This is a genomic window from Streptomyces sp. DI166, from assembly GCF_900091315.1.
GTDB lineage: Bacteria > Actinomycetota > Actinomycetes > Streptomycetales > Streptomycetaceae > Streptomyces > Streptomyces fuscus.
Genome location: NZ_FLSP01000048.1, coordinates 38750 through 61766, shown reverse-complemented (window position 1 = coordinate 61766; position 23017 = coordinate 38750). Strand labels below are relative to the sequence as shown.

The 23017-nt window shown below is 71.9% G+C and carries 21 protein-coding genes and 1 tRNA gene; 14 read left to right on the top strand and 8 right to left on the bottom strand.

Going from position 1 to position 23017, the window contains the following annotated elements:
- Positions 1-34: 34 nt before the first annotated feature.
- A tRNA-Glu gene (locus tag GA0115233_RS23060) sits at positions 35-107 on the top strand.
- Positions 108-162: 55 nt separating this feature from the next.
- Here the strand turns inward: GA0115233_RS23060 and GA0115233_RS23055 are convergent.
- Complete coding sequence (locus GA0115233_RS23055) at positions 163-807, bottom strand: MerR family transcriptional regulator (RefSeq protein ID WP_093722178.1); 645 nt, start codon at positions 805-807, stop codon at positions 163-165.
- 88 nt (positions 808-895) lie between these two features.
- Here GA0115233_RS23055 and GA0115233_RS23050 point away from each other — a divergent pair, with 88 nt between their 5' ends.
- The gene (locus GA0115233_RS23050; RefSeq protein ID WP_093722177.1) at positions 896-1420 is read left to right on the top strand and encodes a DUF4188 domain-containing protein; all 525 of its coding nucleotides are present in this window, start codon (positions 896-898) and stop codon (positions 1418-1420) included.
- A 71-nt stretch (positions 1421-1491) separates the two neighbouring features.
- Here the strand turns inward: GA0115233_RS23050 and ndgR are convergent, their stop codons facing one another.
- Positions 1492-2208: an IclR family transcriptional regulator NdgR gene (ndgR, locus tag GA0115233_RS23045; RefSeq protein WP_026278050.1), complete on the bottom strand. Its 717-nt coding sequence runs from the start codon at positions 2206-2208 to the stop codon at positions 1492-1494.
- Positions 2209-2399: 191 nt separating this feature from the next.
- On the opposite strand from ndgR, the gene leuC reads away from it, so the two are divergent.
- From leuC to GA0115233_RS23025, 4 genes are all read left to right on the top strand, one after another.
- Entirely contained in the window at positions 2400-3824 is a 1425-nt protein-coding gene (gene leuC, locus GA0115233_RS23040; RefSeq protein WP_093722176.1) for a 3-isopropylmalate dehydratase large subunit, read from the top strand.
- A gap of 6 nt (positions 3825-3830) precedes the next feature.
- Positions 3831-4424 (top strand): 3-isopropylmalate dehydratase small subunit, encoded by a 594-nt coding sequence (gene leuD / locus GA0115233_RS23035; protein WP_093722175.1) that lies wholly within the window; start codon positions 3831-3833, stop codon positions 4422-4424.
- Between the two features lie 277 nt (positions 4425-4701).
- Positions 4702-4932 carry a hypothetical protein gene (locus GA0115233_RS23030; RefSeq protein WP_093722174.1) on the top strand — a complete coding sequence of 77 codons (231 nt, stop codon included), beginning with the start codon at positions 4702-4704 and terminating at the stop codon, positions 4930-4932.
- Positions 4933-5068: 136 nt separating this feature from the next.
- On the top strand, positions 5069-5701 hold the full coding sequence (locus GA0115233_RS23025) for an HU family DNA-binding protein (RefSeq protein WP_093722173.1): 633 nt from the start codon (positions 5069-5071) through the stop codon (positions 5699-5701).
- A gap of 81 nt (positions 5702-5782) precedes the next feature.
- Here GA0115233_RS23025 and GA0115233_RS41455 read toward each other — a convergent pair whose 3' ends face one another.
- Both GA0115233_RS41455 and cofC read right to left on the bottom strand, forming a co-directional pair.
- The gene (locus tag GA0115233_RS41455; RefSeq protein WP_218063520.1) at positions 5783-5986 is read right to left on the bottom strand and encodes a hypothetical protein; all 204 of its coding nucleotides are present in this window, start codon (positions 5984-5986) and stop codon (positions 5783-5785) included.
- A 10-nt stretch (positions 5987-5996) separates the two neighbouring features.
- Positions 5997-6701 (bottom strand): 2-phospho-L-lactate guanylyltransferase, encoded by a 705-nt coding sequence (gene cofC / locus GA0115233_RS23020; RefSeq protein WP_218063518.1) that lies wholly within the window; start codon positions 6699-6701, stop codon positions 5997-5999.
- A 156-nt stretch (positions 6702-6857) separates the two neighbouring features.
- Between cofC and GA0115233_RS23015 the strand changes: the two genes are divergently transcribed.
- Genes GA0115233_RS23015 through GA0115233_RS23005 form a run of 3 tightly spaced genes read left to right on the top strand, consistent with a single transcriptional unit; the run spans position 6858 to position 9860 of the window.
- Positions 6858-7637 carry a lysophospholipid acyltransferase family protein gene (locus GA0115233_RS23015; RefSeq protein WP_093722172.1) on the top strand — a complete coding sequence of 260 codons (780 nt, stop codon included), beginning with the start codon at positions 6858-6860 and terminating at the stop codon, positions 7635-7637.
- Positions 7634-8644, top strand: coding sequence for an NAD(P)H-dependent glycerol-3-phosphate dehydrogenase (locus GA0115233_RS23010; RefSeq protein WP_093722171.1), 1011 nt, complete (start codon positions 7634-7636; stop codon positions 8642-8644). The genes GA0115233_RS23015 and GA0115233_RS23010 overlap by 4 nt, the downstream gene beginning before the upstream one ends.
- Positions 8645-8702: 58 nt before the next feature.
- Entirely contained in the window at positions 8703-9860 is a 1158-nt protein-coding gene (locus GA0115233_RS23005; protein WP_093722170.1) for a D-alanine--D-alanine ligase family protein, read from the top strand.
- Between the two features lie 309 nt (positions 9861-10169).
- On the opposite strand, the gene GA0115233_RS22995 is transcribed toward GA0115233_RS23005, so the two are convergent.
- Positions 10170-10403, bottom strand: coding sequence for an Lrp/AsnC family transcriptional regulator (locus tag GA0115233_RS22995; RefSeq protein WP_003997603.1), 234 nt, complete (start codon positions 10401-10403; stop codon positions 10170-10172).
- 205 nt (positions 10404-10608) lie between these two features.
- Between GA0115233_RS22995 and GA0115233_RS22990 the strand changes: the two genes are divergently transcribed.
- Together GA0115233_RS22990 and thiD are read left to right on the top strand one after the other, a co-directional pair.
- Entirely contained in the window at positions 10609-11574 is a 966-nt protein-coding gene (locus tag GA0115233_RS22990; RefSeq protein ID WP_093722169.1) for a thiamine-phosphate kinase, read from the top strand.
- Positions 11571-12365, top strand: coding sequence for a bifunctional hydroxymethylpyrimidine kinase/phosphomethylpyrimidine kinase (gene thiD, locus GA0115233_RS22985; RefSeq protein WP_093722168.1), 795 nt, complete (start codon positions 11571-11573; stop codon positions 12363-12365). The genes GA0115233_RS22990 and thiD overlap by 4 nt, the downstream gene beginning before the upstream one ends.
- 106 nt (positions 12366-12471) lie before the next feature.
- Here thiD and rpmB read toward each other — a convergent pair whose 3' ends face one another.
- On the bottom strand, positions 12472-12657 hold the full coding sequence (gene rpmB / locus GA0115233_RS22980) for a 50S ribosomal protein L28 (protein WP_003993230.1): 186 nt from the start codon (positions 12655-12657) through the stop codon (positions 12472-12474).
- A gap of 258 nt (positions 12658-12915) precedes the next feature.
- On the opposite strand from rpmB, the gene GA0115233_RS22975 reads away from it, so the two are divergent.
- Positions 12916-14571: a DAK2 domain-containing protein gene (locus GA0115233_RS22975; RefSeq protein ID WP_093722167.1), complete on the top strand. Its 1656-nt coding sequence runs from the start codon at positions 12916-12918 to the stop codon at positions 14569-14571.
- Positions 14572-15163: 592 nt separating this feature from the next.
- On the opposite strand, the gene GA0115233_RS22970 is transcribed toward GA0115233_RS22975, so the two are convergent.
- Both GA0115233_RS22970 and GA0115233_RS22965 read right to left on the bottom strand, forming a co-directional pair.
- On the bottom strand, positions 15164-18100 hold the full coding sequence (locus tag GA0115233_RS22970; protein ID WP_093722166.1) for a hypothetical protein: 2937 nt from the start codon (positions 18098-18100) through the stop codon (positions 15164-15166).
- Positions 18100-19926 (bottom strand): HSP90 family protein, encoded by a 1827-nt coding sequence (locus tag GA0115233_RS22965; protein WP_093722180.1) that lies wholly within the window; start codon positions 19924-19926, stop codon positions 18100-18102. Before GA0115233_RS22965 ends, GA0115233_RS22970 begins: the two co-directional genes overlap by 1 nt.
- 186 nt (positions 19927-20112) lie before the next feature.
- Between GA0115233_RS22965 and recG the strand changes: the two genes are divergently transcribed.
- Positions 20113-22320 (top strand): ATP-dependent DNA helicase RecG, encoded by a 2208-nt coding sequence (recG, locus tag GA0115233_RS22960; protein ID WP_093722165.1) that lies wholly within the window; start codon positions 20113-20115, stop codon positions 22318-22320.
- A gap of 36 nt (positions 22321-22356) precedes the next feature.
- The gene (gene rsmD / locus GA0115233_RS22955) at positions 22357-23013 is read left to right on the top strand and encodes a 16S rRNA (guanine(966)-N(2))-methyltransferase RsmD (protein WP_255310311.1); all 657 of its coding nucleotides are present in this window, start codon (positions 22357-22359) and stop codon (positions 23011-23013) included.
- Positions 23014-23017 lie beyond the last annotated feature (4 nt).

Sequence of the window (23017 nt, the reverse complement as noted above, 5' to 3'; positions counted from 1 at the left end):
GACCAGCTCGGACCTGCGGAAACGCAGGCTCCACGCCCCCGTTGTGTAGCGGCCTAGCACGCCGCCCTCTCAAGGCGGTAGCGCCGGTTCGAATCCGGTCGGGGGTACGCATCACGAAAGGCCCTCCACTTCGGTGGGGGGCCTTCGGCGTTCCCGGGGCGCTCACTCCAGGCCGTACCTGCGCGCCGACTCCTCCTCCTGCGCCAGGTGGTGCAGCGCCCGCAGCATCGGCTCGACCAGGACCACGCCGAGCACCGCGACCTCCGCCTTCTCCGCCTCCGAGACATGCGCCTCCATGAAGTCCAGGTCCAGCTCGGCCACCTGGTGCATCAACCGGGCGTAGGGCACGAGACGTTCGGCGCCCCAGTCGTAGCCGAGCCGGCGCAGCGCCGCCGCCGCGACCACGAGGGAGCGGAAGGCGGGGGAGAGGGACGCGAGCGACTGCGCGTGGGTCCAGCCCAGCGTGCCCAGCAGTTCCTCCATCGCGGCCCGCGAGCCCTGTACGAACTCGTCGTCCGCGTCCGGCTCCGGCACCTGCGGCAGCGCCCACACCGCCGCGCCCAGGCGGACGGTGCGGGGCAGGGAGTCGTCGTCGACGTGGGTCAGCACCTCGCGCACGGTGGCCACCGGGATCCGGCCGACCTGGATCATCGCGCGGATCAGCCGCAGCCGGCGCAGATGCTCCTCGTCGTACTCCGAGGTGGTCGTGTTGACCTGGCGGCCGGGCGCCAACAGCCCTTCGCGCAGGTAGTACTTGATCGTCGCGGTGGACACCCCGCTGCGCTCGCTCAGTTCGGCCAGCCGCATCTCTTGCGCCTTTCTTTGGGGAGTGCCACTATCCAAGCACCGAACAGAAGGATAGCGCCGCTATCCAATACGGGAACGGGGGCTCGTCATGTTCGCCAAGCCCGTCGCGGGCCGGACCACCGCCGATGTCGAGGGTGACGCGGTCGTGCTGCTGATCGGCATGCGCATCAACCACTTCTGGGCGGTGCACCACTGGCTGCCGGTGCTCACCGCCATGCCGCGGATGCTGCGCGAGCTGGGCAAGGAGCCGGAGCGCGGACTGCTCGGCCACGTCCTGCTGACGGCCTCGCCGCGGACGTACTACGTCGTGCAGTACTGGGAGTCCAAGGAGAAGCTCTACGCCTACGCGCACGCGCCGGACATGTTCCACCGGCGGGCCTGGGGGATCCTCAACCGCAAGGAGAAGCAGGGCAAGGCGCGCCGGCACGTGGGGCTGTGGCATGAGGCGTACGTCGTGCCGGAGGGCTCCTACGAGGCGATCTACTTCGACATGCCGGCCTTCGGGCTCGCGGCGGCGCACGGTCAGGTGCCGGTGGAGCGGCGCGGGCGCACCGCGAAGGACCGGTTCGGGTACCGGTCGGAGCGGGCGAAGGTGCCCGAGGAGACGGGCTGACGGGGGATCGGGGGACGGGGAGGGCCTGCCGCGGCGTTGAGGCAGGTCCTCCCCGCTTGTCGTTCCGGGGGTCAGCCGCTGCGGCGCAGGGCCTCGGAGAGGCGGGCGGCGGCGTCGATGACCGCCTGGGCGTGCATCCGGCCCGGGTGGCGCGTGAGGCGCTCGATGGGGCCGGAGACCGACACGGCGGCCACCACGCGGTTGGAGGGGCCGCGCACCGGCGCGGAGACCGAGGCCACGCCCGGCTCGCGCTCGCCGATCGACTGGGCCCAGCCGCGGCGCCGTACGCCCGACAGGGCCGTCGCCGTGAACCGGGCGCCCTGCAGACCGCGGTGCAGCCGCTCGGGCTCCTCCCAGGCCATCAGGATCTGGGCCGAGGAGCCCGCCTTCATCGTGAGGGTCGAGCCGACCGGGACGGTGTCCCTGAGGCCGGAGAGCCGCTCCGCCGCCGCGACACAGATCCGCATGTCGCCCTGGCGGCGGTAGAGCTGGGCGCTCTCGCCCGTGACGTCACGCAGATGCGTGAGCACCGGGCCGGCCGTGGCGAGGAGACGGTCCTCACCGGCCGCCGCGGCCAGTTCAGCGAGCCGAGGGCCGAGAATGAAACGGCCCTGCATGTCCCGCGCCACCATACGGTGGTGTTCCAGGGCCACGGCCAGACGATGGGCCGTGGGCCGAGCCAGTCCGGTGGCGGCCACGAGACCCGCGAGGGTGGCCGGACCGGACTCCAGAGCGCTCAGGACAAGGGCTGCCTTGTCCAGAACGCCGACGCCGCTACTGTTGTCCATGCAACGATACTCACGTCTCACTCTGTGAAACGCAAGTTCCTTTTTTCGTGAGACGCGCAACCCTTGGAGACACAGCGGCCCGCAGACCAACGGGCCCGGCGGCGGCTGCCCGGGAATCCAGGGGGCCGGGCGCCGCTTACGGAAGATCTCTAGTTGGGCCGGGCACACCTTTGCCGGCCGGAGGGAAAGCGATGGGTAGGACACTCGCGGAGAAGGTCTGGGACGACCACGTCGTCCGGCGCGCCGAAGGCGAGCCCGACCTCCTCTACATCGATCTGCACCTGCTGCACGAGGTGACCAGCCCGCAGGCGTTCGACGGCCTCCGCAAGAGCGGCCGCCAGGTGCGCCGGCTCGACCTGACCATCGCCACCGAGGATCACAACACCCCGACCCTCGACATCGACAAGCCCATCGCCGACCCGGTCTCCCGGGTCCAGCTGGAGACGCTGCGCAAGAACGCCGCCGAGTTCGGGGTGCGCCTGCACCCGCTGGGCGACGTGGAGCAGGGCGTCGTGCATGTCGTCGGCCCGCAGCTGGGTCTGACCCAGCCCGGTATGACCGTGGTCTGCGGCGACTCCCACACCTCCACGCACGGCGCCTTCGGCGGCCTGGCGTTCGGCATCGGCACCTCCCAGGTGGAGCACGTGCTGGCCACCCAGACGCTGCCCATGGTCCGCCCCAAGACCATGGCCATCACGGTCAACGGCGAACTGCCCGACGGCGTCACCGCCAAGGACCTGATCCTGGCGATCATCGCGAAGATCGGCACCGGCGGCGGCCAGGGCTACGTCCTGGAGTACCGCGGCTCCGCCATCGAGAAGCTCTCGATGGAGGCCCGGATGACCATCTGCAACATGTCGATCGAGGCCGGCGCCCGCGCGGGCATGATCGCCCCGGACGAGACCACCTTCGAGTACCTCAAGGGCCGCCCGCACGCGCCCAAGGGCGAGGACTGGGACGCCGCCGTCGCGTACTGGAAGACGCTGAAGACGGACGAGGACGCCGAGTTCGACGCCGAGGTCGTCATCGAGGCCGCGGAACTGTCGCCGTTCGTCACCTGGGGCACCAACCCCGGCCAGGGCGCGCCGCTTTCGGCGTCCGTCCCCGACCCGGCTTCGTACGAAGACGCTTCGGAGCGCCTCGCCGCCGAAAAGGCCCTGGAATACATGGGGTTGGAGGCCGGTCAGCCGCTGCGCTCCATCAAGGTGGACACCGTCTTCGTAGGTTCCTGCACCAACGGCCGCATCGAGGACCTGCGGGCCGCCGCCGAGCTGCTCAAGGGCCGCAAAGTCGCCGACGGCGTACGGATGCTGGTCGTCCCGGGCTCCGCGCGGGTCGGTCTGCAGGCCGTCTCCGAGGGTCTGGACGTGGTCTTCAAGGAGGCCGGCGCCGAATGGCGGCACGCGGGCTGCTCCATGTGTCTGGGCATGAACCCCGACCAGCTCGCCCCCGGTGAGCGCTCCGCGTCCACCTCCAACCGCAACTTCGAGGGCAGGCAGGGCAAGGGCGGCCGTACCCACCTGGTGTCGCCGCAGGTCGCCGCCGCGACCGCCGTACTGGGCCACCTGGCCTCGCCCGCCGACCTGTCCGACGCCCCTGTCGCCGCTGGAGTCTGATCAGTCATGGAAGCATTCACCACGCACACCGGCCGGGCCGTCCCGCTGCGCCGCTCCAACGTCGACACCGACCAGATCATCCCTGCTCACTGGCTCAAGAAGGTGACCCGGGACGGTTTCGAGGACGGGCTGTTCGAGGCCTGGCGCAAGGACGAGACGTTCATCCTCAACCAGCCCGAGCGCAAGGGCGCGACCGTTCTGGTCGCCGGTCCCGACTTCGGCACCGGTTCCTCCCGTGAGCACGCGGTCTGGGCACTGCAGAACTACGGTTTCAAGGCCGTCATCTCCTCCCGGTTCGCCGACATCTTCCGCGGCAACTCGCTCAAGAACGGCCTGCTCACGGTGGTTCTGGAGCAGAAGATCGTGGACGCGCTGTGGGAGCTGACCGAGGAGAACCCCGAGGCCGAGATCACCGTCGACCTGGAGAACCGCGAGGTGCGCGCCGAGGGCATCACCGCCGCCTTCGAGCTGGACGAGAACTCCCGCTGGCGGCTGCTGAACGGCCTGGACGACATCTCCATCACGCTCCAGAACGAGGCCGACATCGCCGCGTACGAGGCGAAGCGGCCGTCGTTCAAGCCGCAGACGCTGCAGGCGTGACGCCAGGCGGAGTCCGCCGCAACTGAACAGGTCGAGATTCGGCCACCCAACACCCCCGGTTGTACCCCCGATCAGCCCGATCGGGGGTACAGCCATGTCCGGGCCCGAATCGCCGCGCGCGTGCGCCGGGGGGCGCACAACTTCCCACGTTAGAGGGGTTGTTGCCGGGGTAGTCGAGCGTTGAGGCCATGGCCTCCGCCCGTGTTCGGGCGGCTGTTTGAGGCGGCAGTTGCACCCTGAGCAGGCGACAACTCGCCCCAGATGGCACAATCTGTGCATGGAACACGACGGCCAACTCGAGCTCTATGCGGCAGTCGCGGACCAACTCAAGGAAGCGCACACAACAGTGCGCGCACTGCAAGTCCCGGAGGGCGTACGGATGGCGCTGACCCGGAAGCTGCTGGTCATTACGGCCGCGGCCAAGCACGATCTCGCCGACGCGGCAAGGCGTCTGGAGGCGTTCAAGGCGGACCTCGAAGCGGGTCGACTCCCCGACGAGGAACGCTGAGGCTCCGAAGATCGCCGAGTCCGTTGCGGCACAAGGGTGATAAGCCCGTTTCGTGTTTGATTTGCGGTATATATCTGCCTAACGTGCGAAAAAGCTTGAACACTTTCGTTCTGGCGATGTCTCCGAAGGGGAAGACGTGAACAAGGCGCAGCTCGTAGAAGCGATTGCCGACAAGATGGGCGGCCGCCAGCAGGCCGCCGATGCTGTCGACCACGTACTGGACGCCATCGTCCGCGCGGTCGTCGCTGGTGAGCGGGTCTCCGTCACCGGCTTCGGTTCGTTCGAGAAGGTCGACCGCCCCGCCCGTTACGCCCGCAACCCCCAGACGGGCGAGCGGGTTCGGGTCAAGAAGACCTCCGTTCCGCGCTTCCGGGCGGGCCAGGGCTTCAAGGACCTGGTGAGCGGCTCGAAGAAGCTCCCGCGCGGCGGCGAGGTGGCCGTCAAGAAGGCCCCCAAGGGCAGCCTGAGCGGCGGCGCTTCCGCGACGGTCAAGAAGGCCGCGGCCAAGAAGACCACCGCCAAGAAGGCGACGGCGAAGAAGACCACCGCGAAGAAGACCACGGCGGCGGCGAAGAAGACCACGGCGAAGAAGACGACGGCCAAGAAGACCACGGCCGCCGCCAAGAAGACCGCGGCGAAGACCACCACCGCCAAGAAGACGACGGCGAAGAAGGCCCCCGCGAAGAAGGCGACCGCCAAGAAGGCCCCGGCCAAGAAGTCGACCGCGCGCAAGACCACGGCCAAGAAGACCACCGCCCGCAAGAGGTAGAGGCGCAGAGGTACTCACGCGCCGGGCCGGACTCCCCTGGGAGCCCGGCCCGCGGCGCGTTCAGGGGCCGGTACGGTCCCCTCAGAAGGTCTGGAGCGTCACCAGGGTGATGCGGGGCCGGTCCTTGGGGCCCTCCACCTCGACGCGCACCCGCTGCCCGGGGCGCAGCAGCCTGAGCCCGCCGGCGTCGAACGCCGCGGTGTCGAACGGCACGGGGGTGCCGTCGTCCAGGAGCACCTGTCCGCTGCGGGTCTCGGCGTCGTACGTGTATGCGGTGGCCTGCATGACGGTCAGCCTACGCCGACCCGGTCGCGGGTGAATCCGCTGCCGCTCGATCCCGGCCGCGCGCGGCGGGCTCCACGCTCGCCCCCGCGTTGATCAACCGCGCCGCCGCCCTGGCCGTCCACGGCCCCACGCCCAACGTAAGCGCCGCCCGCAGATCGTCGCCGGTGTCCACGTCCTGGCGTACCGAATCCACATCGGCGAGCGGGAGTTCCGCGGCCCCCGAGGCGCGGTGGCGGGCACGGGAATCGGGGCCGAACCCAGGATCCAATTCCCGGCCCGGCGCGGCCGTCAGCAGTGTGGTGCCGATCGCCGCCGCGTCCGGCAGAAAAGCGCGCGGGAATTGCGCGGCCGAGTCCAGCACCCGGGTCAATTCCGGCGGGCGCAGTGCGGGCAGATCCGCGTTCAGGGCAGCGACGGCGCATTCCGGACGGGAGGCGCGGACCACGGCCGCCGCGTGCGCCAGGGCCGCGTTCAGGCCGGCGCCCGGGATGTCCGGCACGATCCGGGCGCCGAGGGCGGCCAGCTCACGGCCTGCCAGCACGTCGTCCGTGACGACTGCCACATCCCGTACCACGGCGCTGGCCAGCGCGGCTGCCACGGTGTCCTGGGCGAAGGCCAGGGCGAGCGCCGGGCGCAGGGCGTCGGCCGCGGTGTCCGAGAGCCTGCTCTTGGCCCGCGCCAGAGGCTTCAGGGGTATGACCAGGGTCCACTGCACGAACGTTCGCACCTCTCTTGTCGCGGCCATTGTCACCCGGCTCTCACCCTTGGCCATCTGGCGGTCCGGTGCGTGGGGCGTACGGTGTTCTCGACAGACGGTCGGCCTGGGGTGACACTTGTGCGGCCCCCCAAGGCCCTAGAGGAAGGTGTCCGCGTGCCCCGCCGCAAAATCGGCTTCTGGTATCGCTTGGCAGCGGTGATCGCCAAACCACCGCTGGTGGTACTGATCAAGCGGGACTGGCGCGGAATGGAGCACATTCCGGCCCAGGGCGGATTTATCACCGTGGTGAACCACAATTCGCACGTCGATCCCTTCGCCTACGCGCACTTTCAGTACAACACCGGCAGAGTTCCGCGATTCCTCGCGAAGAGCGGACTTTTCAAGAAGGGATTCGTCGGCGCCTTCATGCGCGGCACCGGCCAGATCCCCGTCTACCGCGAGACCACGGACGCGCTCAGCGCCTTCCGGGCCGCCATCGACGCCGTGAACCGGGGTGAATGCGTCGCCTTCTACCCCGAGGGCACCATCACCCGGGACCCGGACCAGTGGCCCATGACCGGCAAGACCGGCGCCGCGCGCGTGGCCCTGCAGACCAAGTGCCCGGTCATCCCGGTCGCCCAGTGGGGCGCCAACGAACTGCTGCCGCCGTACGCGAAGAAGCCCGATCTCCTTCCCCGCAAGACCTCCCGCGTCCTCGCGGGCCCGCCGGTGGACCTGGAGCGCTTCTACGACAAGGAGATGACTCCGGAGCTGCTGAAGGAGGCCACCGAGGTCATCATGGCCGCCATCACCCGGCAGCTGGAGGAGCTGCGCGGCGAGAAGGCGCCGGCGACGCCCTACGACCCGCGCAAGGAGCGGATCGAGCAGCGACGCCGCAGCCAGGCGCAGAACGGACGGCAGGCAGAGACCGGGCACGAGGAGAAGAGCAAGTGAGCAAGCCCGTCAAGGCGGCCGTCTTCGGCACCGGATCGTGGGGCACCGCCTTCGGCATGGTGCTCGCCGACGCCGGGTGCGAGGTCACCCTGTGGGGGCGGCGCCCGGAACTGGCCGACGCGGTCAACTCCACGCGCACCAACCCCGACTACCTGCCCGGCGTGGAGCTCCCGGAGAACCTGCGGGCCACCACCGACGCCGCCGAGGCGGCGCGTGGCGCCGACTTCACCGTGCTCGCGGTGCCCTCGCAGACGCTGCGCGGCAACCTCGCCGAGTGGACCCCCCTGCTCGCCCCGGACACGGTCCTGGTCTCCCTGATGAAGGGCGTCGAACTGGGCTCCGCGATGCGGATGAGCGAGGTCATCGAGGACGTCGCCAAGGTGGGCCGGGACCGGGTCGCCGTCGTCACCGGACCCAACCTGGCCCGGGAGATCGCCGCGCGGATGCCGGCCGCCGCCGTGGTCGCCTGCACCGACGCCGCCGTCGCCCAGCGGCTCCAGGCCGCCTGCCACACGCCGTACTTCAGGCCGTACACCGAGACCGACGTCATCGGCTGCGAACTGGGCGGGGCGGTGAAGAACGTCATCGGACTCGCCGTCGGCATCGCGGACGGCATGGGGCTCGGCGACAACGCCAAGGGCTCGCTCATCACCCGCGGCCTCGCCGAGACCGCGCGGCTCGGGGTGGCGCTCGGCGCCGACCCGATGACCTTCGCCGGACTCGCCGGGCTCGGCGACCTGGTGGCCACCTGCTCCTCGCCGCTGTCGCGCAACCACACCTTCGGCACCAACCTCGGCAAGGGCATGACCCTGCAGGAGACCATCGCGGTCACCAAGCAGACCGCCGAGGGCGTCAAGTCCTGTGAGTCCGTGCTGGATCTGGCCCGCAGGCACGGCGTCGACATGCCGATCACCGAGACGGTCGTCGCCATCGTGCACGAGGGCAAGCCCCCGGTGGTCGCCGTCAAGGAGCTGATGTCGCGCAGCGCGAAGCCGGAACGACGGTGAGCGACGCAGCTTCGCGGCGCTGTATCAGGCCTCTACCAACGGGTACTCTCAACGCGATATGAGCACCGAGAACAGCCCCCAGAGCCCCCAGCAGCCGCCTCGCAAGCCGCGTGTGGCCGTCGTGTTCGGCGGCCGCAGCTCCGAGCACGGGATCTCCGTGGTCACGGCCGGCGCCGTCCTCAAGGCCATCGACCGGACCAAGTACGACGTTCTGCCGATCGGTATCACGCAGGACGGCCGCTGGGCGCTCACCGCCGACGAACCGGAGCGCATGGCGATCGCCGACCGCCGTACGCCCAACGTGGCGGAACTCGCCGAGTCCAGCGAGGGCACGGTGGTGCTCCCTGTCGACGCGGGCACCCGCGAAGTCGTCTACAGCGAGCCGGGTTCGGTGCCCAAGGCGCTCGGTGACGTCGACGTCGTCTTCCCGGTCCTGCACGGCCCGTACGGCGAGGACGGCACCCTCCAGGGGCTGCTGGAGCTGTCCGGTGTGCCGTACGTGGGCGCGGGGGTGCTCGCCTCGGCCGTGGGCCAGGACAAGGAGTACATGAAGCGGGTGTTCACCTCCTTCGGGCTCAAGGTGGGCCCGTACGTGGTGATCCGGCCCCGCGAGTGGCAGCGGGACGAGGCGGCCGCCCGCAAGAAGGTCATCGACTTCGCCGGTGAGCACGGCTGGCCGCTGTTCGTGAAGCCCGCCCGCGCGGGGTCCTCGATCGGCATCACCAAGGTCGACGACCTGTCCGGCCTGGACGAGGCGATCGCCGAGGCCCAGCGCCACGACCCCAAGATCCTCATCGAGGCGGCCCTGCACGGCCGGGAGATCGAGTGCGGGGTGCTGGAGTTCGAGGACGGCCCGCGCGCGTCGGTGCCCGCCGAGATCCCGCCGCCCGAGGCGCACGCGTACTACGACTTCGAGGCCAAGTACATCGACTCCACCCCCGGCATCGTCCCGGCTCCGCTGAGCGAGGCGGAGACCGCCGAGGTGCAGAAGCTCGCCGTGGACGCCTTCGAGGCGGCCTCCTGCGAGGGCCTGGTGCGCGCGGACTTCTTCCTCACCGAGGACGGCGAGTTCGTGATCAATGAGATCAACACCATGCCCGGCTTCACGCCCATCTCGATGTACCCGCAGATGTGGCAGGCCAGCGGCATCGCCTACGGCGAGCTGGTGGACCGCCTCATCCAGGCGGCCCTGCGCCGCTCCACGGGCCTGCGCTGAACGCACCGCACGCCGACTGTCAGGAGGCCATTCCCTTCGGGGATGGCCTCCTTTCGGTGCCGGGGCCGGTTTCACACCGCAGCGCAGTATGATCTCCGGGCTTCCCCAGCCCGCGGTCAGCGTCCTTCGCAGGCAGGAGCTTGTCCAGGTTCTGGCACAGCTGGTGGTCTCGGCCCCCGGGGAGGGAACCGCCGTCGATCCGCCGTCGTCTGCTGAGGAGCAGCCCGCGACGGCGATCGACAGGACGAACGCGGGAGGACCGATGAGCCGGTGACGCGAAGAGATCACCGGCCAAGGGCGGACGGGGGGCTAAAGATGGACGACCGGGCAGGTCAGGGTGCGAGTGATGCCGTCCACTTGCTGGACCTTGGCGACCACCATGCGACCCAGGTCGTCGACGGTGTCGGCCTGGGCGCGGACGATTACGTCATAGGGTCCCGTCACGTCCTCGGCCTGGATCACTCCAGGGATCTTGCTGATCGTCTCGGCGACGGTCGACGCTTTGCCGACCTCCGTCTGGATCAGGATGTACGCCTGTACCACGGAACCTCCAGGGCGGCCACGAGGATCATGTGGGGAAAAGGAACGCCACGGTATCGCGTTGTCGCTCGTCACGGGGAGACCCGCGGGGGCCGTGGTCCCGCGCCGGGGTGCAGGCACGCCATTGGTTGACGGCCACCTCGACCGTATCGAGGACAGTAGAGACACGCGACCGGGAACGGACAGGGACAGAAGGGGCACAAGGGCAATGAAGGGCACTGTTGGTGAGCTAGGGGAGTTCGGGCTCATCAGGGAGCTCACCTCCCGTCTCACCACCACCCCGGCGGTCCGGGTCGGCCCCGGCGACGACGCCGCGGTGGTCGCCGCGCCCGACCGCAGGGTCGTGGCGAGCACCGACATCCTCGTCGAGGGGCGGCACTTCCGCCGGGACTGGTCCACGGCGTACGACGTGGGCCGCAAGGCCGCCGCGCAGAACCTCGCCGACATCGCGGCCATGGGCGCCGTACCGACCGCCCTGCTGCTCGGGCTGGTCGTCCCCGCCGAGCTTCCGGTGACCTGGCCGAGCGAGCTGATGGACGGCCTGCGCGACGAGTGCCAGGTGGCCGGCGCCGCCGTGGTCGGCGGTGACGTCGTACGCGGCGACTCGATCACGGTGTCGATCACCGCACTCGGCGATCTGCGCAACCAGGAGCCCGTCACCCGGGCCGGCGCCCAGCCCGGCGACCTCGTCGCCGTGACCGGCTGGCTGGGCTGGTCCGCGGCCGGGTACGCGGTGCTCTCCCGCGGCTTCCGCTCGCCGCGCGCCTTCGTCGAGGCGCACCGGCGCCCGGAGCCGCCGTACCACGCGGGACCTGCGGCGGCCGGGCTCGGGGCGACGGCCATGTGCGACGTCAGCGACGGGCTGATCGCCGACCTCGGGCACATCGCCGAGGCCAGCAAGGTCCGTATCGACATCCGCTCCGGGGCGATCGACATCCCCTCCCAGATGAACGACATCGGGCAGGCCGTCGGCGTCGACCCCATGCAGTGGGTGCTGACCGGGGGAGAGGACCACGCGATCGTGGCGACCTTCCCGCCGGACGTGAAGCTGCCCGCCCGCTGGAAGGTCATCGGCGAGGTCCTCCACCCCTCCGCGCTGCCCCAGGTGACGGTCGACGGGGCGCCCTGGACCAGCAAGGGCGGCTGGGACCACTTCGGGGACATCGAGTCATGAGCGCGCCGCCGAGGGTGCTCACGGTCGCGGGCTCCGACTCCGGTGGCGGAGCCGGGATCCAGGCCGACCTGAAGACGATGCTGGCGCTCGGTGTGCACGGCATGAGCGTGATCACCGCGGTCACCGCGCAGAACTCGCTCGGCGTGCAGGGCGCTTGGCCGCTGCCGGTGGAGGCGGTGCGCGCCCAGTACCGCAGCGTCGTCGACGACATAGGCGTGCGGGCGGTGAAGACCGGCATGCTGGCGTCCGCCGAACTCGTGGAGGCGGTCGCCGAGTTGATCGCCGGTACCGACGCCCCGGCGGTCGTCGACCCGGTCGGGGTGTCCAAGCACGGGGACTCGCTGCTGGCGGCCTCCGCGCTGGACTCGGTGCGCACCAAGCTGCTCCCGGTGGCCACGGTCGCCACCCCGAACCTCGACGAGGTGGCCCAGCTCACCGGCGTGCGCGTCACGTCCGAGGACGATCTGCGCCGGGCCGCGGCGGCCGTGCTGGAGTACGGGCCGCGCTGGGTCGTGATCAAGGGCGGCCATCTCGCGGGCGACGCCGTCGATCTGCTCACCGACGGCTCCGAGGAGCACTGGCTGCGCGCACCGCGCCACGACAACCGGCACACCCACGGCACGGGCTGCACGCTCGCCTCCGCCATCGCCTCGGAACTGGCGAAGGGACGGGCCGTGCCGGAGGCGGTGACGGCGGCCAAGGAGTACGTCACCGGGGCCATCGCGGCCGGGTTCGCGCTCGGCGGCGGGATCGGGCCGGTGGACCACGCCTGGGCGCTCAGAAGGCGCTGAGGGTTCCTCGCTCCCGGGGCTTTTCGGGCAGGCAAAAAGCCGGTCCACCGTGAGGTGGACCGGCTCAGTGCAGCGAACCAGCTGTGGCCGCGCGCTTAGCTGTGCGTCAGCGCGAGACCTTGCCGGCCTTGATGCACGAGGTGCAAGCGTTCACGCGCTTCGGCGTCCCGCCGACCACGGTACGGACGCGCTGGATGTTCGGGTTCCAGCGACGGGACGTACGGCGGTGCGAGTGCGAGATGTTGTTGCCGAAGCCCGGCCCCTTGCCGCAGACGTCGCAGTTGGCAGCCACGGGTCACTCCAAAGACTTCAGATGCACTTACGGTTGATCCCGGCAGGCCGGGATCTAGATCGCAGGATCAATGATCTGAGTGGCGTTGCCAGGGGGAATGGCCCGATCTGGATCGGGCAACCGGAGCAGCATACAACGACTGCGCCAGTAGAACGAAACTACCATGGCTGCTCAGGGCCCCGCTCCCGGCCCTCTTCCGGTGCCCCCGGTCCCTGGGTCTACGCTGCGTCCCACGTCCGGCAGCTCAAGGAGGCGCAGGTGGCCCAGGTGCCGCAGACATTCCTCGATGCTCTCGCGGTACGCACCTGGTGCGGCCTCGCGCTGGAGGCACTGGGGCGGGCGCGGGAGGAGATCGACGCGATCAACGTCTACCCCGTGGCCGACGGGGACACCGGCACCAACCTGTATCTGACGGTGGAGTCGGCGGCGGCCGCCGTCGACGCGGTGTTCCTCGGGCACGAGGCGGGCTCCCGGGGCACCGCGCCCTCCCTCGCCGACGCCGTGCGCGCGATGGCCCACGGCGCGCTCATAGGGGCGCGCGGGAACTCCGGGACGATTCTGGCGCAGCTGCTGCGCGGCATGGCCCAGGTGCTGTCCGCCGACGGTGACCGGCCGCACGCCGAGGCCGGTGCGCTCCGGCTGGCGCTGCGGCGGGCCGCCGACTCCGCCCGCCAGGCCGTGGCCCACCCGGTCGAGGGCACGGTCCTGACCGTCGCCTCGGCGGCGGCGGACGCGGCCGACGGGGCGGAGGGCGACTGCGGGGCGGTCGCCCGGGCCGCCTACGAAGGGGCCCGCGCCGCACTCGCCGCTACCCCGCACCAGCTCGCGGTGCTGGAGCGCGCGGGGGTCGTGGACGCCGGGGGGCGGGGGCTGGTGACGGTGCTGGCCGCGCTGGTGGAGACGTTCACGGGGGAGAAGCCGGTGGTCACGGCGGCTCACGCGCGCGTGCCGGTCGAGGCGCCCGCGGAGTGCGCGCCCGTCAGCGAGGGCGGGCCCGCCTTCGAGGTGATCTACCTCCTGGAGGCCTCGGACGAGGCCGTGGCGCGCCTGCGGGAGCGCCTCGACGGACTCGGGGACTCGCTGGTCGTGGTCGGCGGGGACGGCCTGTGGAACGTCCATGTGCACGTCGACGACGCCGGTGCCGCCGTGGAGGCGGGCGTGGAGGCGGGACGGCCGTACCGGATCCGCATCACCCACTTCGGCGCCGGGGACGTGCACACCACCGGGGCGGAACGACCGCCCAGGGAGCGGGTGCAGCGGGCGGTCGTGGCCGTCGTGCCGGGGCCGGGCCTGGCCGGGCTCTACACCGAGGCCGGTGCCACCACCGTGCTCGCCCGGCCCGGGGAGCCGCCCGCGAGTGGGGAGCTGGTGGAGGCCGTACGGCGCGCCCACGCGCGGGAGATCGTGCTGCTGCCCAACGACGCGGACCTGCGCCACACCGCTGCCGCGGCGGCGGAGCAGGCCCGCGCGGAGGGCATCCGTGTCGCCCTGATCCCGACCCGCTCCGCCGTCCAGGGCATCGCCGCGCTCGCCGTGCACGAGCCGGACCGCCGCTTCGACGAGGACGTGGTCTCCATGACCTCGGCGGCCGGCGCCACCCGCTACGCCGAGGTCGCCGTCGCCGAACGCCAGTCCTGGACCATGGCCGGCATCTGCCAGGCCGGCGACGTCCTCGGCCTCATCGACGGCGACGTGGCCGTCATCGGCACGGACGTCACGTCGGCCGCGGAAACCGTCCTCGACCGCATGCTCGCGGCAGGAGGCGAACTGGTCACCCTGGTCCTCGGCGACGAGGCCCCCGAAGGCATCGCCGACCACCTCCAGGCCCGGGTGAGGGAGTCGTACCTGGCGGTGGACACGGTGGTGTACCGGGGCGGCCGCCAGGGGGCGTTGCTGCTCATCGGGGTGGAGTAGGGGCGCGGCCCCCGCACGGGGCGCGTCTCTGCCTCCGGCGGCGGCAAGGGGCCGGGTGCCGCTGTTCGCGTGCCCGTGTGCGGAGGTGGTGAGGGTCCTGGGCTCGGGTCCCGGGGGTGTCCGGCGCTGCACGCGCGCGCCGTGTTTCTGTCTGCGGTGGTGGCAGGAGGCCGGATTGCCACTCCTCGTGCGCGGAGCCGGTCCGGGTCCAGGGGCCGGATCCTGGGGTTGTCCCGTGCCGCACGCACGTGTGCTGTGTGGTCCGGGGGCTTCTTCGCCAGTTTCGGCGTCGTCCCGCGCCGCGCGCGTGCGCGTGTGCCGCGTGGTCGGTTGGGGCCGGGGCCTGCCTGCCGCCCAGCCGTGTGGGGTGACCTGTGGGGCAAGCTCCTGTTCTTCTCTCGGGGATGTCCCGTGCCCCGCGCGTGGGTCGTATGGTCCGGGGCTCGCGCCCCGCGCGTGTGCCGTGTGGTCCGGGGTCCTCTTCGCCAGGCGCAGCGCCATCCCGCGCCGCGTGCGTGCGTGCCGTGTCTTCGGCCGGGGGCCTGAGGACCGTCGCCCGGCGTGCGGGTCGGCCCGTGGGGCCGGCCCCCGCTCAGGTCTCCTCGTCCTCCTTCACCACGTCCAGGAGCTGTTCCGCCTCCGCCCTGCGGTCCTGGGCCGCGCCCTCGGTTTCGGGGGTGTCCGCGTAGGCCGACAGGACCGCTCGGGCGCGGGCCGCCGCTTCCGTGGGGCGGCCCAGGTCGGCGGCGAGCCAGCCTGCCGCCAGTTCCGCGGAGGTGCGGGCGTCGCGGCCCTCCTCGCCGAGTTCGGCGAAGACGGTGACCGCCTCGGACATCCGGGCCAGGGCCGCGTCCAGGGCGGAGCGGATCGATTCGTCGCCGTCGTCCTCGGCGGCGGAGCGGGCGAGGAGGTCACCGAACTGGCGGTGGGTGTGGCCCAGCTCGGCGGTGAGCCGGGCGCGCGTCTCCTCGTCGGGCGCCGCCTCCAGGGCCGCCGTGCACTCCCGTACCGCCGTCGACATCAGCTCCCGCGCCGGGTCCGCGCCGTCCTCGGCGCGCAGCGCGAGCCACGCGCGGGCGCGCAGGGAACGTACGAGCCCATGGACGTTGCCCAGCCGGCGCCACAGATCGCCCGCCCGCGCGTAGGCCTGGTCCGCCTCGTCGTGCAGCCCCGCCTGCCCGAGCGACTCCGCGGCGAGATGCGCGAGCGTGGCGTGGTCGTGCTGCTCGGGCCAGTGCCGGGCGATCTCCGCCGCCTGTAGCCGCCGCTCGGCCGCCTCCCGGTGCTCGCCCAGCTCGCTGAGACAGTCCCCGAGCCACCACTGCGTCTGGACGACCGCCCCGTCCCCGTGCGTCTCCGCGCTCAGGTCGGGCAGCGCCGACTCCAGCACCTCCGCGGCCTCCGCCCAGCGCCCCTGCCGCAGCAGGAACCCGCCGAGCTGGTGCCGCGCCCAGGCGCCCAGAGTCGGCCCCTCACCCGCCTCGTCGGCCCAGTGCGCCGCCTCCAGGGCGTGCTCGGCGGCCTCCTCGGACAGACCCCGGCCGCCCAGCACCTCGGCGAGCTGGAGATGCAGCTGCGCCAGGCCCGGCGGCTCCAGGTACGGCCCGCCGTGCTCCAGGGCCGCCCGCAGCGCGCGCTCCGCCTCCGCCGTGTCGCCCAGATGGTGGGCGAGCCCCGCCAGCCGCGCCTCGTACTCCACCGCGAACCACGGCAGCCCGGCCCCGACGAACGCCGCCGACGCCCGCGCGAACAGCCGCGCCGCCCCCGCCACGTCCCCCGACAGCGCCGCCAGCTCGGCGAGCATCGCCTGCGCCTCCGCGGACCGCGCGGCGAGCCGCACGTCGTCCCCGGTCCGTCCGTCCACCAGCGCCAGCACCTCACGGGCCGCCGCCTCCGCCGCCGACACGACCCCCGGGTCCACCGGCTCGTCCGCCTCGTGGACGTGCCGCATCAGCACCCGGGCCCGCCCCGTCAGCACCGCCGCCGTCTGCCGCAGCCCCGTGCCGTCCTCGGCGTACAGCGCGAGCACCTCGTCGTAGGGGCCGTTGACCCCGGCGAGCGCCTCCTCCAGGTGCCCGGTGAGCGCCCGTACGTACGCCGCACGCGTGCGTGCCGCCAGCGCCTCGCCCGGGTCGCCCGCCTCGGCGTACAGCCGCGCCGCCCGCTCGAACAGGTCCACGCCCTCGGGGCCCAGCTCCATCGCCCGGTGGTCGGCGATCTCCGCACGGTCCCGGGCGTCCAGCTCCATGCCCTCGGCCGCCCGCGCCACCGCCGCCCACGCCGCGACGGCGTCCGGCTGCAACGTGTCCGACAGCCGCCGGGCCTCGGCCAGCAAGGTCCGCAAGTCCGCCTCCACGGGCTCATCCTGCGCCGGAACCTCCGGCACCGGAACCGCCACGGGGGCCACGGCGGCCCGTGCCGACCGCACCCCGAGCGGCAACCGCTCCACCAGCGGCTCCTGCGCCATACGCGCGCGTGCCGACTCACTGACGTACGCGGTGCCGTTGCGCGCGTCGAACCGCGCGGCCAGCTCCAGCACCTCCGCACGCGCGTGTGCCGCCAGTTCGCGCGCCGTCCAGGTCCGCCCCGCGGGACCCGGCACCCGCTGCTCCCCGAACCCGAGCAGCGTCAGCCGCTCCATGAGCAGTGTCACCACCGACAGGAAGTCCAGCCGGCTGCGCGGATGCCCGCTGTCGGTGAAGTACGCGGGACGCTCCGCCAACAACTCAAGTCCACGCGCCTCGTTTCCGGTCAGGGCACAGAACTCGACATGATCCGCGTACGCCCCGCGCATGCTCTCCATCGGCCGCACCAGCCGGAACCCGCGCAAGTGGTGGGCGCGCGCCTCGTCCACCCGGCCCAGCCGCAGCAGCGGCAGCAGCGAGGAGGCGAGCACGGTGTGCGGCTCGTGCGCGCAGGCGAACTCGCCCTCCAGGACCGGCTCCCACAGTTCGAGCGCCGCCTCGTCCCGGCCCCGCTCCGCCTGCCACCAGCCCTGCCTGCGCAGCTCGCAGGCGTGGCAGTCGGCCATGGAGTCCCGGTCGGCGGCCAGCCACGCCGCGTACGCCCGCTCCGCCCGCTCCAGGTCCCCGATGTGCGCGGCCACGCTGAACTCACTGGAACGCACGGCGCGTTCGGAGTGACCGGCCAGCCGGTAGCGGTGCTCCATCTCGCCGAGCCACTTCTCTATGGACGCCAGCGGGATGTGCGGCTGGTCGAGCATGCCGGACGTCATCCACTTGAACACCCAGTGCAGGGAATGCGTCTCCTGCGCGTCGAAGTCCTCGGGCCGCTCGTCCCACATGCGCAGCAGCCGCGCGAACGGGACGAACATCTTGTCCTTCTCGGAGCTGTAGTTGTAGACCGACAGCTGATGCCCGAGCGCCTCGATCACGGCCAGCGGGATCCCCAGCTTCTCGGCCTCGGCGAGCAGTTGCTCCGCCCGCGCGTTGCGCGCCGGTCCCTCCGGCTGCTCGGCGTTCTCCGCCAGGGCCCGGCGCAGCGCGTCGAAGTCCGTGATCCCGCTCATCAGCGACCCTCCTCGCCGTTCGTGGCCCACTCCAGCAGACCCATGAAGGCCCGGTTCAGCAGCGCCGAGTCCGCGGGCCTGAGCGGCCGCTGCGCCATCAGCAGGGCCTGTCCGTACAGGGACTCCGTGGCGGTGCCGATCAGTTCCGGGTCGCCCAGCGAACTGATCCGCCGGATCAGCGGGTTGAGGTGGTTGAGCACCAGACGCGCGCGGGGCGCGCTGCCGCGCAGCGAGCCGAGAATGCCCGCCCACAGGTCGTCGGCCTGCTCCTCGGCCTCCGCGCGGGCCTGCTCGTGCCGGGCCGCCCGGTCGTCCAGGTGCAGCGCGGGCACGGACAGCGGGTGGAAGGCGCGCAGGACGACATCGCAGCCCAGCGGGTCCAGCTTCGCCCGTGCCGCCGCCAGGAACCCGGCCAGCGCCAGCTCCTCGGCCGGATCGACCGCGTCCAGGTGCGCGGTCACGGTGTCCGCGTCCAGCTCCGCGACCGCGGTTCCGGGACGCACCGACGGAAGCGCCTCGATCAGTTCGCTGTCGTAGGTGTAACCGCCGTTGATCACGCCGACGCCCTGCGCGGACGCGATCGGCGCCACCTGCCGGTACTCCTCCACGGTCCGCGTGAAGTGCACCACCGGGTGCCGCTGCGCGAACTCCTCAAGCGACAGGCGCCCGTCGCTGGTCTCGAACGGCAGCCACGGCAGCATCGTGCGCAGCATCTCCCGGTCGTGCCGCGCCAGCGACTTCACGCCCAGGTGGTGCACGGACAGGAACGCCGCCAGCCGTTCCGGATCACCGGCCGCGAGCCCGGTCAGCCAGGAGCGAATCCTTTCCCCGAGCGCCTCCCGTACGGCCGCCAGCGTCTCGTCCTCGTACAGCGACTCGCGCGAGGCCGTGGGCCGCAGGCTGTCCGTGTCCAGCACGCAGCGCACGAAGAACGCCCAGTCCGGCAGCAGCTGTTCGGCACGCTCGGTCAGCAACATGCCCTTCAGATGCACCCGGTGCCCCGCGCGCTGGGCCGGACTGACCGCCGACGGCAGCACGTACGCCACGCCGCGCACACCCGCCAGCGGAACGTTCAGCTCGATCGAGTCCAGCGGCGTGAACCCGAACAGCTCATGGCAGTGCCGGGCCAGCGCCACCCGCCGGCCGGCGGGGGAGGGGTAGGCGCGCTCCCAGGGCGCCGGCAGATCGGTGACCGCCTCCTCGCCCACGCGCACGTCGTACGGCAGCAGCGAACCGAAGTCCCGGGCCAGCGCCAGCACCCGCTCCGGCTCCAGCCACTCCCCGGCACCGGCCCGCGCCACCAGATGCACGGTCGTACCGGGCTCCGGATGCTCGGCGTCCGGCAGCGTCCGCACGGTGTACGAACCGTCGTCCGTCGCCGTCCACTCCACCGGCGGCGCCTCGGGCGTCCGCGCGCTGCGGCTGACCACCCGGATCCGCTCGGCGACCACGAAACAGGCCAACAGGCCGATCCCGAACTGGCCGAGAAACTCCGTACGCGCCGCCTGAATGCCCTCCGCCCGCTTGGAACTGCGCCCGATGGTCGCCAGCAGACTGTGCACGTCGGACTCGGTCAGCCCGATGCCCGAGTCCTCCACCCGCAGCCCGCCGTCCCGCGCGTACAGCCGTACCCGCGCGGGGGCGTCGGGCTGTTCGGCCCGCCGCGCGGTGATGGCGTCCACCGCGTTCTGCAGCAACTCGCGCAGGTAGACCTTCGGACTGGAGTAGAGGTGGTGGGAGAGCAGGTCCACCAGGCCGCGCAGATCGACCTGGAACGTATGAGGGGACTGGGGTGCCTGGGATGCCTGTGAGGTCTGGGAGTCCATCGTCGCTGCGCCGGTGGGGGTGCGGGTCGGCGCGGGGTCGGGCGGTCCGGTGAGGCGGTGACCGCGAAGGATGGCCGTAGGACGCGTCATCCTAGAGCGCAACCTGGTCTCTGACCAGGGCTTTCCTAGGACTTTACGGTGCCGCGGGGCAGGCACTCGGTGCCGTTGTCAGTGGCGTGGTGTGCAATGGATCTCGTGCCCGCACCGCAAGAACCGCTCCAGCAGCCACTGAAGTCGCAGCTCGGCCCCGCCACCGCGAAGGTCATGGCCGAGCACCTCGGACTGCACACCGTCGGCGACCTCCTGCACCACTATCCGCGCAGATACGAGGAGCGCGGCCAGCTCACCCACCTCGCCGACCTGCCCATGGACGAGCACGTCACGGTGGTCGCCCAGGTCGCCGATGCCCGGCTGCACAGCTTCGCCTCCGCCAAGGCCCCGCGCGGCAAGGGCCAGCGGCTGGAGGTCACCATCACCGACGGCAGCGGCCGGCTCCAACTCGTCTTCTTCGGCAACGGCGTTCACAAGCCCCACAAGGAACTCCTGCCGGGCACACGCGCGATGTTCGCGGGCAAGGTCTCCGTCTTCAACCGCCGCCTCCAGCTCGCCCACCCCGCCTACGAACTGCTGCGCGGCGACGGCGAGGAGACCGTGGAGACCTGGGCGGGCGCCCTGATTCCCATTTACCCCGCGACCGCCAAACTGGAGTCTTGGAAGATCGGCAAGGCGCTTCAGACGGTGCTCCCGATGGCCCAGGACGCGGTCGACCCGCTCCCCGAGAGCCTGCGGGCGGGCCGCGGCCTGCTCCCACTGCCCGAGGCGCTGGAGAAGATCCACCGCCCGCACACCAAGGCCGACATCGCCGACGCCCGCGCCCGACTGAAGTGGGACGAGGCGTTCGTCCTCCAGGTCGCCCTCGCCCGCCGCCGCCACGCCGACACCCAACTCGCCGCGGTGGCCCGCAAGCCCAAACCGGACGGTCTCCTCGCCGCCTTCGACGCCCGCCTGCCCTTCACCCTCACCGACGGCCAGCGCCGCGTCTCCGAGGAAATCTTCACCGACCTGGCCACCGAGCACCCGATGCACCGGCTGCTGCAAGGCGAGGTCGGCTCGGGCAAGACCATGGTCGCCCTGCGCGCCATGCTCGCCGTCGTCGACGCGGGCGGCCAGGCCGCCATGCTCGCCCCCACCGAAGTCCTCGCCCAGCAGCATCACCGCTCGATCGTGGAGATGATGGGCGAACTGGCCGAGGGCGGCATGCTGGGCGGCGCCGAGCACGCCACCAAGGTCGTCCTGCTGACCGGCTCCATGGGGGCCGCGGCCCGGCGCCAGGCGCTGCTCGACCTGGTCACCGGCGAGGCCGGCATCGTCATCGGCACGCACGCGCTGATCGAGGACAAGGTGCAGTTCCACGACCTCGGCCTGGTCGTGGTCGACGAACAGCACCGCTTCGGCGTGGAGCAGCGCGACGCCCTGCGCGGCAAGGGCAAACAGCCCCCGCACCTGCTGGTCATGACGGCCACCCCCATCCCGCGCACGGTCGCGATGACCGTCTTCGGCGACCTGGAGACCTCCGTCCTCGACCAGCTCCCGGCCGGCCGTTCCCCGATCGCCAGCCATGTCGTCCCGGCCGCCGACAAACCCCACTTCCTCACCCGCGCGTGGGAGCGCGTGCGCGAGGAGGTTGAGAACGGCCACCAGGCGTACGTCGTCTGCCCCCGCATCGGCGACGAGGAACCGGACCCGAAGAAGAAGTCCGCCGAGGACGAGGCGGAGAAGCGCCCGCCGCTCGCCGTCCTCGATGTCGCCGACCAGCTCACCAAGGGCCCGCTCGGCGGCCTGCGCGTGGAGGTGCTGCACGGCCGTATGCACCCCGACGACAAGGACGCCGTCATGCGCAGGTTCGCCGCCGGGGAGACCGACGTCCTGGTCGCGACCACCGTCATCGAGGTCGGCGTCAACGTCCCCAACGCCACCGTCATGGTGATCATGGACGCCGACCGCTTCGGCGTCTCCCAGCTGCACCAGCTGCGCGGCCGGGTCGGCCGCGGCTCCGCGCCCGGACTGTGCCTGCTGGTCACCGAGATGCCCGAGGCGAGCGCCGCCCGCCAGCGCCTGAACGCCGTCGCCGCCACCCTCGACGGTTTCGAACTCTCGCGTATCGACCTCGAACAGCGCCGCGAGGGCGACGTCCTCGGCCAGGCCCAGTCCGGCGCCCGCACCAGCCTGCGGATGCTGGCGGTCATCGAGGACGAGGAGATCATCGCCCAGGCCCGCGAGGAGGCCACGGCGGTGGTCGCGGCCGACCCGGAGCTGACCGGGCTCCCGGGCCTGCGCACCGCCCTGGACGCGCTCCTGGACGAGGAGAGGGAGCAGTACCTGGAAAAGGGCTGACCGGCACTGCCCGAGGGGCGCGGGGCTGTATGGACCATGCGGCTACCGCCGGGCGGGCGCGACCGGCCACACTTGATACCCACAGCCGCCCACCACCAAGGACCGAAGATGACCCGCGTGATCGCCGGCACCGCCGGCGGCCGTCGCCTCTCAGTGCCGCCAGGCAACGGCACCCGCCCGACCTCCGACCGCGCACGCGAAGGTCTGATGTCCACCTGGCAGTCCCTCCTCGGCGGCCCCCTCGACGGCGAACGGGTCCTCGACCTGTACGCGGGATCGGGCGCCGTCGGCCTGGAGGCCCTCTCCCGGGGCGCGAGCCACGCCCTCCTCGTCGAGGCGGACGCTCGGGCCGCCCGCGTCGTGCGGGAGAACGTCAAGAGCCTCGGCCTCCCCGGCGCCGAGGTGCGCGCGGGCAAGGCCGAGCAGATCATCAAGGCGCCCGCGCCGGGCCCGTACGACATCGTCTTCCTTGATCCGCCGTACGCCGTCACGGACGACGATCTTCGGGAGATTCTCCTCACACTCCGCACGCAGGGCTGGCTCACTGAGCAAGCGCTCGTCACCGTGGAGCGCAGCACCAGAGGCGGGGAATTCCACTGGCCGGACGGCTTCGAGGCCATCCGGGCCCGTCGCTACGGCGAGGGAACGTTTTGGTACGGTCGCGCCGCCTCTACGTGCGAAGACGCACGATGACCGG